The organism is Paenibacillus sp. P4_E11, from assembly GCF_056401635.1.
In genome coordinates this window covers 1-11,210 of the sequence record NZ_JBFUIX010000126.1, presented here as the reverse complement: position 1 = coordinate 11,210, position 11,210 = coordinate 1, and the positions used below count along the sequence as shown (strand labels likewise).

At 47.1% G+C, this 11,210-nt stretch carries 16 protein-coding genes; all 16 read left to right on the top strand.

The genetic code is table 11. The features are described 5' to 3' along the window. Positions 1-277: 277 nt before the first annotated feature. On the top strand, positions 278-565 hold the full coding sequence (locus AC1DWB_RS28510) for a hypothetical protein (RefSeq protein ID WP_477544486.1): 288 nt from the start codon (positions 278-280) through the stop codon (positions 563-565). Between the two features lie 55 nt (positions 566-620). After that, a complete protein-coding gene (locus AC1DWB_RS28505; RefSeq protein WP_477544485.1) occupies positions 621-800 on the top strand; it encodes a hypothetical protein in 180 nt (59 codons plus the stop codon). Positions 801-812: 12 nt separating this feature from the next. Next, entirely contained in the window at positions 813-1,283 is a 471-nt protein-coding gene (locus AC1DWB_RS28500) for a terminase small subunit (protein WP_477544484.1), read from the top strand. 1 nt (position 1,284) lies between these two features. Next, positions 1,285-2,784: a PBSX family phage terminase large subunit gene (locus AC1DWB_RS28495; RefSeq protein ID WP_477544483.1), complete on the top strand. Its 1,500-nt coding sequence runs from the start codon at positions 1,285-1,287 to the stop codon at positions 2,782-2,784. A 451-nt stretch (positions 2,785-3,235) separates the two neighbouring features. After that, on the top strand, positions 3,236-4,729 hold the full coding sequence (locus tag AC1DWB_RS28490) for a portal protein (RefSeq protein WP_477544482.1): 1,494 nt from the start codon (positions 3,236-3,238) through the stop codon (positions 4,727-4,729). A 283-nt stretch (positions 4,730-5,012) separates the two neighbouring features. Beyond that, positions 5,013-5,168, top strand: a complete 156-nt coding sequence (locus AC1DWB_RS28485; RefSeq protein WP_477544481.1) for a hypothetical protein — start codon at positions 5,013-5,015, stop codon at positions 5,166-5,168. A gap of 64 nt (positions 5,169-5,232) precedes the next feature. Further along, the gene (locus tag AC1DWB_RS28480; protein WP_477544480.1) at positions 5,233-6,078 is read left to right on the top strand and encodes a hypothetical protein; all 846 of its coding nucleotides are present in this window, start codon (positions 5,233-5,235) and stop codon (positions 6,076-6,078) included. Between the two features lie 13 nt (positions 6,079-6,091). Next, on the top strand, positions 6,092-6,502 hold the full coding sequence (locus tag AC1DWB_RS28475; RefSeq protein ID WP_477544479.1) for a hypothetical protein: 411 nt from the start codon (positions 6,092-6,094) through the stop codon (positions 6,500-6,502). Between the two features lie 75 nt (positions 6,503-6,577). Then, positions 6,578-7,594, top strand: coding sequence for a phage major capsid protein (locus AC1DWB_RS28470; RefSeq protein ID WP_477544478.1), 1,017 nt, complete (start codon positions 6,578-6,580; stop codon positions 7,592-7,594). A 43-nt stretch (positions 7,595-7,637) separates the two neighbouring features. Further along, the gene (locus tag AC1DWB_RS28465; RefSeq protein WP_477544477.1) at positions 7,638-8,000 is read left to right on the top strand and encodes a hypothetical protein; all 363 of its coding nucleotides are present in this window, start codon (positions 7,638-7,640) and stop codon (positions 7,998-8,000) included. A gap of 49 nt (positions 8,001-8,049) precedes the next feature. Further along, positions 8,050-8,343, top strand: coding sequence for a hypothetical protein (locus AC1DWB_RS28460; RefSeq protein ID WP_477544476.1), 294 nt, complete (start codon positions 8,050-8,052; stop codon positions 8,341-8,343). A gap of 1 nt (position 8,344) precedes the next feature. After that, positions 8,345-8,584 (top strand): spike base protein, RCAP_Rcc01079 family, encoded by a 240-nt coding sequence (locus AC1DWB_RS28455; protein WP_477544475.1) that lies wholly within the window; start codon positions 8,345-8,347, stop codon positions 8,582-8,584. Position 8,585: 1 nt separating this feature from the next. Continuing rightward, positions 8,586-9,182, top strand: coding sequence for a hypothetical protein (locus AC1DWB_RS28450; RefSeq protein ID WP_477544474.1), 597 nt, complete (start codon positions 8,586-8,588; stop codon positions 9,180-9,182). After that, positions 9,179-9,313, top strand: a complete 135-nt coding sequence (locus AC1DWB_RS28445; RefSeq protein WP_477544473.1) for a hypothetical protein — start codon at positions 9,179-9,181, stop codon at positions 9,311-9,313. The genes AC1DWB_RS28450 and AC1DWB_RS28445 overlap by 4 nt, the downstream gene beginning before the upstream one ends. Positions 9,314-9,321: 8 nt before the next feature. Next, entirely contained in the window at positions 9,322-9,903 is a 582-nt protein-coding gene (locus AC1DWB_RS28440) for a phage adaptor protein (RefSeq protein ID WP_477544472.1), read from the top strand. Between the two features lies 1 nt (position 9,904). Next, positions 9,905-11,210 (top strand): glycosyl hydrolase family 28-related protein (locus AC1DWB_RS28435; protein ID WP_477544471.1); only part of this gene is annotated, 1,306 nt, incomplete at its 3' end.

The following is an 11,210-nucleotide window of genomic DNA, read 5'->3' as shown; positions in this document are numbered from 1 at the left end:
GGATATAGGTCATGGCGGCAATCGTTGCTGATGGCTGTTACCTAAATCCACGGTACGGGAACCAAAGGCAATGAGTACGTAGGAGCCGACGGCATAGCGCTTGACGAGGGTTAGGGCGCAACCACTGCAACGGCAGAACGAGGGAGTTAGCCGACCCTCAAAAAACCAGAGAAGCGCATAACGGGTTACACCACCACCCGAGCTATGACGCTTCTTTTTGTTTTACATCGGAACGACCGAAACCGCTCAGCGATAGCGGAGGCCGAGGAGGAAGGTTATGAAAGCAATCATCAATGGAATCACCATAGAAGGAACACCACAAGAGTTAGCCGACTATCAGAAGATCATGGATGACATGAGGCGAGATGGAGTGCACATCAAACCGCCACTAGGGAAGCCTCCGCAATGGGTCGCAATGGGAGATCCCACAATATACGGTCCTAAAAAGTGTACCTACCCATGCAACTGTACGGGTTTGTGCCACGGGTCGAGCCTGTATAAAATGGCGGAATCATTCAACGCTTTGAATAACTATGCGAGAAAGTCAGGCGAAACAGCACCTTAGTACTTTCGCAATGCATAAACGATTGCATAAAGGACAAGAGAGGGAGTGAGTGAGGATGAGTGACATGTTCAGAGTTTCTTACAGCAAGAAAGACGAAACGTACACATTGATTCAAGAGGGCATCACGCTGACCGAAGAACAGGCGAGGCAGATCTCGACTGCTTACCTTGCGGACAAAGAATCGAATTATGATGTTAGTCGATACTCAGAGGTAGTTGAGTGGAATCCAAACTAGGGATGTGAGAATATGGCAGAGGAGACAACAAAAACAGGCAGACCACTCAAGTTCAAGTCTGCCAAAGAGCTGCAGAAGAAGATTGACGCCTACTTTGAGTCGTGCTATGAGGAGAGGTGGGAACAACTCATCGGTCAAGACGAAAAGCTGACTTGGGTTCCCATTTACGATAGGCACGGGGAAATCATTAAGGATCAAGTTAAGCCGTTTACTATATCCGGACTAGCTGTATTCCTTGAAACAAGCCGACAAACCTTGTTGAATTATGAAGATAGTGAAGAGTTTTTTGACACGGTTACGCGGGCGAAGGCTAAAATTGAGAACTATGCCGAGGAACAGTTGTTCGATAAGAACGCACGGAACATCAATGGGATACAATTTAACCTCAACAACAATTATAAACGGTGGACGAATAAGCAAGAGGTCGATATGAACGCAAGTGTCGAATACGCCTTGAAACTACCGCCTCCACCAGAGCAATGACATGCCAATAACTGTAGACCTATCCAATCTACCATTGTTAACCAATACCAAGTTTTATCCGCTGTACTTCAACCAGTCACGTCACCTTGTACTTATGGGTGGAGGTGGGTCAGGAAAATCAAAGTTTAGCGCTCAGAAGATTGTATTCCGGATGCTTGCTGAAAAGGGACATCGCTTCATGATTGTTCGCAAGGTAGGGGATACATTAAGGGATTCGGTATTCGCTGACTTGATCAAAGTAATCCACGACTGGGGATTCGAGGATTTATTCTACATCCCAACAGGTCGCAGTAGTGAAATATATATCAAGTGCAAGTTAAACGGCAATGAGGCGCTATTCTATGGCTTAGACAAGGTAGAGAAGCGTAAATCAATCGAAGGCATCACAAACATTTGGATCGAGGAAGCCAGCGAATGCACGACTGACGACTTCCGGCAGCTCAACATTCGGATGCGGGGCAAGTGTAACTATAACCAAATGATCATCAGTTTCAACCCGATCGACATTAACCACTGGTTGAAGAAAGAGTTTTTCGACACACAAAAACCCGATGCACTCACCATGCACAGCACCTATAAAGATAACCCATTCCTGGACGAAGGAACGAAGAAAGAACTGGAAGCGTTCAAACTGACGGACCCGTATTACTACAGCGTCTATGCTCTAGGTGAATGGGGCGTACTGGGCAAGACGATATTCCCTAAACAGATCGTATCCGAACGAATCGCATACCTACGCAACCGCCAACCGCTCAAGGTTGGTTCTTTTGTGTTTGAGCATGGCAGCGATATGAAGCCGTTCGACATCAAGTGGATGGATGATCCTAACGGTCATGTGCGGATCTACGAGGATCCTGTGAAGGCTCCATACGTGTTCGGTGGGGACACAGCCGGAGAAGGATCGGATTACTTTAGTGGCCATGTGATCAACAACACAACAGGCAATCAAGCGGCGGTCCTGCATCAGCAGTACGACGAGATCGACTATGCGCAGCAAGCCTACTGCTTAGCGATGCACTACAACACGGCTCTAGTGGGAATCGAAGTTAACTTCTCCACCTACCCGACACGCAAGTTCGAGGAATGGAACTATCCCAAAATGTACATGCGCGAGGTGCAGGATAGCTTCACMCACAAGCTTGAGAAGCGCTTCGGTTTCATGACGGGCAAGCACACAAGGCCGCTTATCATAGCCGAGTTGGTGACGTTGGTCAGAGAGTCGGCGAGCTGCATTAACGACATTGCCACGTTGGAAGAGATGCTTACATTCGTCAAGAATGAGAACGGTCGTGCTGAAGCACAGGAAGGCGCACACGATGACTTGTTGATGGGATTAGCCATAACCTACCACATACGCGATCAGCAGTCGTACACGGTCGATAATGCGGTAAGGATCGACATAAGCAAGYTAGAYGCRGACTTGCAGGAAGATTACAACCGAGCGAGTGCTGAGGAGAAGAAACGATTGGCGATTAAATGGGGATTGGTGAAAGGRGCATAGYATGGACTTACTAGCACCGATCAAAAAGGTGGTGAACAAAGTGAAAGAAGTCGTAGCTGATGTAMAGGAAGGCATCGAGATCGACAACAAGCAAGCGRAYGATTTGCAGAARTGGAAGGATAARCTRGCWRYKGCCMGWGCYGACTTCAACYTGGACATCATGGATCAGCGCGAGTACATCTATCTRGGYTCWCGATCCGTTGATAAGAAYGTGAACACCAATCARMTGCCSAGCAAATACGCCAAYACYGTGTACAACATCGTGTTCGAGTTCATCGAGACWCARGTKAACACSCARATYCCGCAGCCGAGYGTKAGGAGTATGCGTCAGCCTTACGAGGAACAGGCGCATATGATYGAGGATTGCATMAGYGACAARCTCAAGCAGATGGAYACYGAGGATGTAACSGATGCTTGCGARCGYATAACGCCYGTACAGGGRTAYAGCATCATGGAGCTATGTTGGAACAATGATAATAGGCATCACCTATACGATGGCGAAATGGAGCTTTACAGTAGGCATCCGAAGCAGTTCATCATGCAGCCGGGAGTATACCGGACAAAGTACATGGATTACTTCTTCGTGCTGTCGAAAGTCACAACCGAGTATGTGGAGCGAAGATATGGGCAGGATTTGGCGAATCAAACCGAACAGTACCCCGATAACACCAGTTTGGCAGGAATAACGAAGACGAATACAACGTTGATCGATCGTACGCTGACCGAAATTGTGTGCTGGTATCTTGACGAAGAAGGCGATGTCGGAAAGTTTACATGGATCAATGACACCGTGTTGGAGGATTTGCCCAAGTATTATTACCGGAGGGACGAGCAAACGGGCGAGATCATGGAGATGGAGACATTAGCGTTCGATACAACCATCGGTTCCATCGATCCACAGACAGGACAGCCCATGGTTCTACTGGCTGGCACGCAGGTACCATACTATGTGCCCGATTGTTTCCCCTTCGTCGTTCGCCGCAACGTGCCGAAGAACTTTGATTTCGGTGGTCAGAGCGACTTGGATGTGATACGTGACCATCAGGACACCATTAAGAAGGTTGTCACGAAGATGGAAGAAAAGATCATCAAAGGCGGTTCGATCATCAAGGCTGCTGATGATCACAATGTAGCGATCACGGACCAAATTAATCAGGTCATTAAGGGTACGGCACAGCAATTACAACTCTTCGGAGTAGAGAACTTACAAGCGGACATCCAGAAGGACATTGAGTACACCCAAGTTATCTACAAGCAAGCTCAGTCCATGCTAGGCATCACTGATAGCTTCCAAGGTAAAGAAGATTCGACCGCCCAGAGTGGTAAAGCCAAGCAGATTCAGGTACAGCAAGCTAGCGGACGGTTGCAGTCGAAGCAATTCAACAAGAATGCAGCTTACAAGGAACTGTTCGAGCTAATGTTTCAGTTCATGCTTGCGTTTTACGACGAGAAGCGACCCTATACAGCCAAAGATCAGAATGGTAACGACACATACATGGAATTCGACAAGTACAAGTTCATTCTGACGGACGACAAAGGGGAGTTTTACTATAACACGGACTTCCTGTTCTCATCGGATGTCGGCTCCGGGCTTCCAAAAGACCCGATCTTTATGTACAACCAAGTCAAAGAGATGCTGCAGGTCGGCGCAATCGATAAGCTTCAGTATTGGACCATACTGGAATACCTAAACTTCCCGATGGCGAAGCAGATCAAGGCGCAAATCGAGCAGCAAATGCAAGAACAAGCCGCGATGCAGCAACAGCAGATGCAAATGCAAGCACAACAGCAGCAGATTGATTCTGCAAAGTTGCAGCAGGATAACCAGAAGACACATGATCAGATGATGTCACAGCTTTCGCCTGATCAACTAGCTATGTTCCAACAGCTACCACCAGAGGAGCAGCAAGCGATTATGCAACAGGCGATGGGTGGCGCGGCGTGAAGTGAGAACAAAACCGTACACAGAGATTGGAATAAGACGTTTGAAATGCTTTAAATGCGGAAGTAAGGCAACGTTTCAATGGCAAATCTGTTCGGATGGGAATGTCTATCGTCCGCTATGCACACCTTGCGACATTGAATTAAACGAGATGGTGCTTAAATGGGCTGGATTCACTGATTGGGAAGAGAAGATTGGAGCATACCGCAAAGAAAAGCAGGGCATTGGCTGAGACGCTGGTGCCCTTTAATATTGCCAGTTTACGAGTTAGAAAGGGGTGATACAGATGGCAGGAACAAACAGACCGAATGGCAGCGCTGGAACGTACAACGTAACCAACGCCTCAAGCGGCAAGTTCGAAGCACCGAACAAGCAGACAGCTAGCATGAAAGGTACTGTGACCAAAGGTGGTGACCTTCGCGCCAGAGGCAGCAAGAAGTAATTGATTCATGACACTCGGAAAGACGAGCATTCCCTGACGAGGGTAAACGTGGGAGGAAACAAGGATGAAAACATATAGATTACGCTTAAACCTGCAACTTTTTGCAGATGACCAGGCTGTAGACGCAGCACCGGAGGAAATCGCTGATCCTCAACTTGAATCGGAAGAGATTGTAGAGGCTCCACTAGACGAAATGGACCAGAATGAGGTTGCGGACCCCGTTGACCCGCAGGATAAACCGAAGCAATCCCCTGAAATGGATAGAGCCTTTGCGGATCTGAGGCGCGAGAAAGAAGCTGCCGAACGAAAAATCCGTGAGGATGACAAATGGGCCAAAGAAAATTATGGTCACATCGGTATTAACACGATGGACGAGTACAAACAAGCATTAGCGGAAGAAAAGAAAAAACAGAAATATGAGGAACAAGGCATCGATTACGAAGCGGTCAGGGAAATTGCCAAGGAGGAGGCAGCCAACCACCCGGACGTAATCAAGGCCAAGCAGATTGAACAGCGTGAAGCAGTAAACGCCGAGATTCGGACATTGAAGTCAGCTTATCCAGACGTGGATATAGCAGAAGTTAAGGACATGAAGGATCTTATGCAGACACTCGAAAAGCTACCGAACTGGGATGATATCGCCAAGCGAGTGAACAAGGGTCACGACCTGAAGGATGCGTTCGAACTCGCTAACCTTGACATGATCATGGAAAAACGGGCGAAGGCGGCAGCGCAGGCAACACGCAACAATGCGAGAAGCAAGGATCACCTCAAGCCGAGCGGGAGCCAAGCGGCGGATGATGTGATGATTGTTACGCCCGAAGAAATGGCCTTGTTTAGAAAGACAGGAACCAAGAAGACGGATGCGGAGATTATCGCCTGGAAGAAAAAACAAATGATGAAACGTTAAGGAGGCATAAACAATGGGAAGTGCAGGATTCAAGCAATCAAGCTCGTTGAACGRCGCATCTGATCCATACGAGTATTACCTTTTAACCGATGCAGAGGGAGCGACGATGGGTGAGGCACTTGTGCTGACATCAGGTAGATTGACCAAGTGTGCAGCAACAGCGACACCGGATTTTATCTCCGTATGTGATCGCACGGCACAGGCTACATCGACGGTGCTATTGCCTGTTATTAGGGTTAAAGAAGACCGCGAATTTGAAACCATATCAACTGTGACCGCGGCAGCTACATTAATAGGCTCAAAAGTCACTTTGGATACAACAGCAACCAAAGTAACAGCCACAACGACAAGCGGCACTTTTCAAATTTCTCGTACAGACGGAGCAACAACAAATTCCACAGTTCGCGGGTTCTTCCGCAGATAATCATAAAACATGGGGTGAGGCATGGTAGGGTAGACTCCTACTGCCCCTCATGTTTATCCAATTGGAGGGTAAACAATGGCAGGAATAGTATTTTCAGAAGCATCAGGTGTCAATGATAGTTTGTTCGGGAAGTCGCAAGACCCGATTAAAATGTTTGTGGAGGAGCGCATTGAGGCGTTCCAAAAGTTTTCAATGATCCCTGACGTGTTTATGGAGGATGACACAAATAACTATGGCGAGAAGTACACCAGCGCAACAGCATTGGCTAACTTCGAACCTGTTGGCGAGGGTGGTGCTTACCCACGGAATACAGTTCGTGAAGGGTACTCCAAACTGATTGAACCGGATGAGTGGAAAAACTCGTTCGAGATCACTCAGAAGATGGTGGAGGATCAGAAGATCGGCAAGGGCATCACGCAAGGGGCCGGGATCTTTACAACAGCGTACAACCGTGGTCGCGAACAATTCGCTGCATCTTTCCTAAACAATGGACAAAGCACAACTATGCCATTCGGCGCGAATCAGAAATCCTTCAACATCACATGCAATGATGGTTTGGCACTGTTCAGCACAGCCCATACGTCGATCACAGGCGGCACAGGAAACCAATCCAACTACTTCGGAAATCCGTTCTCCTACGATGCCTTGTGTATGGTCGAGGAAGCCATGCAATATTTCACCGATGATGACGGAAATATCCTCAACATCATGCCAGACACAATCATCATCCCGTCGAAATCACGCTTGAAGAAATTGGTGTTTGACGCGATCGGAGCGGATGGTATTCCAGGTACAGCGAACAACAGTTTCTCCTATCAGTTCGGTAAATGGACCGTCATCGAGTCTCCGTATCTGAACAATACGTCTGGAATTACACCGGGAACAGACACGTGGTACGTCATGGACAGCAACTTCAATAAGGATTATGGCGGCTTGATTTGGCTGGAGCGCATTCCATTGTCTGTGAAATCTTACATTGACGAGAACACGGACAACAACGTATGGAAAGGTCGTTCCCGTTACGGCGCTGGTCCTAACAACTGGAGAGCTATCTCGAAAGTCAATCCCGGAATGGGAACAGTATTGAGTTAATGGAGGCTACGGCCTCCTATTTTTGTATAAAGGAGAGACACGCATGCCATTAATCGCATTACCTAGCAGAACTATTACGGGCTATACAGGGGTAAACGTTCTGGGCGCTCAGTCGCAGATGACGGAAGTATTAGCAGCTCAATCGCTGGCAAGTGGCGATGTAACACTAACCGATGCGCAGGGTCTCACTATCGGACTCATTGAAGTGACCACGGGTCACGCGACAAACGCCTTTATCGTACCGAACTTACCCGGGAAGTTCTATTTTGTCGTTAACAACGATGCCACATTAGCCGCAAGCATAAAGGTAGCATCCACTACCGCAATATCGGTAGCAGCAACCAAGTCAGCTCTTGTATACGTAACAGCAGCCGGAGCTTGCAAACGATTGACACCCGATACGTAATCACCATGAGGGGCCGTGTGGCTCCTCTTATTTCTTTAGGAGGTGCCGCATGTACTCATTGGAACAAATCAAAGCAAATGTAACCACTATTGACCGACAACTAGCGCTAATGCAGTACGAACAGCAAATCGAGACTAACCGTCTACTAGCCCTTCTAATCAACGAAAACAGCGGAATCAAGCAAGAACCTTCCGATGACCATACACACGATCCACAAGGCGCGATAGAAAGCCTCAAACGTCCAGATTTGATGAAGCTTATGGCGAAACTGCCAGATAAACCAATGGGATTCCATAAGTGGGGTACCGAACAAATGCGCGATCATTTAAAGGGGGTTAGCTAGTATGAGAACAGTAGACACAGGTAGCGGAATTGGTGGCGTAGCGGTAACGCCGAGTGATGCCACAGTACTTGCGCCAACTAGAGGGATTTACGTGGGGGTCGCGGGTAATGTGGCAGTCAAATTATTAAACGGGACAACGGTTACCTTTACGGCGATGGCTTCTGGTATCATTCACCCGATTCGAGCAACACAAGTCCTTTCTACAGGAACAACGGCAACCAATATCGTGGCGGTGTATTGATATGTCCATCGGTATTTACTTGGGTATGAATCTTGGGATGGGAAGTGGCGGGATTACAGGTACTAAAACCATTGTGCTGGACACCTTTAATCGTTCCAACAGCGCCACGACTCTAGGTAATACGGATACAGGTCAGATATGGAATGTTCTACGCGGTATGTGGGGGATACAAAATAACACCGCCTACCTTGTTACGGTTGTCGACGGAACGGATACTGCTGTCATTCAATCTGGGGTTTCGGATTGCAAGGTTACAATGAAAATTGGTCTTGTGATGGCAACGGGTGGACAAGTAATGCGTTTAGTTGCAAGGTGCAGTAATTTGAGCAACATGCTGGCGGTAGTAATAACGACAACAAGCTTCATTCTTTACAGAAAAGTGGCTGATGTATTCACAAGTATTGGAACCTACGCTGCCGCACCTCTGACGGGTGATACGGTAACTTTGGATTTATCGGGGAGTACCATAAAAATGTTAGTTAATGGAGTGGAACGCATTAATGTAACCGAAACATTCAATCAAACAGCGACGAGTCACGGAATTTCGACTAATTCATTAGAACCCCGGTTCGATGATTTTAAAGTGGAGGCACTATGACTATTACGGTACCAAAGATTGGAACAGGAGTGGAAGGGGATTTCATTCGACCCGATGTGCCGGATGGAACGAACTGGCAGAAGGTTGAAGAACGAGAAAACGAGTTTGTCATTGAAATCTTGGAAGAGTAGGTGGAACCATGACACTCACCGAAATCATAGCCGAAATCGATGAGAAGTACCCCAACGCAGTTAGTAGCGCATCGAAAGTGCGGAAAATCAACAACCTGCAGTTACGGTTATACCGCAAGATGAAAAAACAAACCTATGTGGACTATGCGATTGTGCCGGATCAGCCCACATACCCACTGGTTATGAACATCGACGATGTGTTCCAAGTGATGGTGGATGGTAAACGATACTTTGATAAAAGGATAAACGATTCTGCAAAAGACGATAACTTCTATTCGTTTATCGGAACAGCGACAGGGGATTGGATCGATATTTACCCTACGCCTGATTTATCGAAAACAACGTTGACTATTTGGTTTTACGAGGTGCCTGACCCCTTATCTGAAAGTAATCTGAATATATCACCATCACTTGACCCGGACTACCACATGTTGTTCGTTTACTATGTGTGCAAAGAGATTGCAGAGAATAGCCGAGATTTCGATATTTCTTCGGGGTATTCCCAGCAATACAACCAAATGGAGAGCGAAATGTTCGCCTCGTTCCAAAAACCAGAAGTTATTTTAGTTCACAGCGAATCGGGGTGGTAATGTGGTTCAATATGCGGGAGAGAAGATTTGGGCGCAAGCCAATTCAAACAATAACGCGAATGTATTCGGGAATATTCTTGTAAATGTGAAAGCGTACGGGGCTAAAGGCGATGGAGTACATGACGACACGGCGAGTATTCAAAAAGCAATTGATTCGGGCGGCGATGAAATTGCATTCCCGCCTGGAGAATATCTGGTAAAAGGCGCACTTACAATTACAGTTCCGAGCAACGGGAAAATTCGTATTGTTGGTTATGGAGATGTTAAGATCACATCAACTGTAGCGGAGCCTACCGATTATGCCGGAATCTTAAATATCACCGGAACGACCACGAGCGAGGTTGAGATTAAAAACATCTCAATCCAACACACCTATGCATCATCGACTCGCGGTAAGTTGAGCGGTATCAACATGACAACCTTTAAACATGCGTTTTTGCAATCGGTTGAGGTATCTGGTACATCCGACGAAGGAATGAAACTTTCCTTTGTTAAAGGTGGCATGGTGTTAAACTGTGATTCCAACAGCAATAAATACATGGGGCTCGGCTTCCATGGATGCACCGACATGAAAGTCATCGGCGGTCAATACAACTTAAACGGCGGCGACAATGGCGGTACTATCGAAGGGTACGGTGTAAGTGGGGTTACGGCGCATGATGTGCCCACATATACCAAGAACTTTCGAATCTCCGTCATCGGCGTTCGGGCGATTGATAATGTAGGCAAAGGTATCGACTTTCACAATTGCACCGGGATCGTGATTGACGGAAACTATATCAAGGGCTTTCGGTACAACGGGATCTCTGTGGTCAATGAAAGCATATCCAAGGTTGTTAAAGATGTAATTATTACAAACAACATCATCGACGGTGCGGGAGCAGTCTTTCCGATCGCGTGCATTGCGGCGGGAGGTTTTGGAGATCAAGCATTGGATTATGGTACGTTGATCATTGAGAACAATATCATTATGAACATMGACTTYACAACAAGTTACGGGATTCTAATTAACAATCCTACAACKGGTGGSATACCMCCGRMAAAGGTKATCATTCGYGGGAACACCATCGAGAATTTCAATTCGTCCAACGGCCATATGATCCGCATCAGTTCGGATAACGTGAACATTCCAAATATCATCATCAGCGATAATATTATGAAGKGCACAAGCGCAATCGCAGGGATTACCTTAAATGCCGTGGATCGTGCGACCGTCTCCGGGAATTTTATCGAGATCACATCTGGAAGCGTGACCTATGCCATCTATGCCGCATCCAGTGAAGCCATCATTACCGATAACCATATAT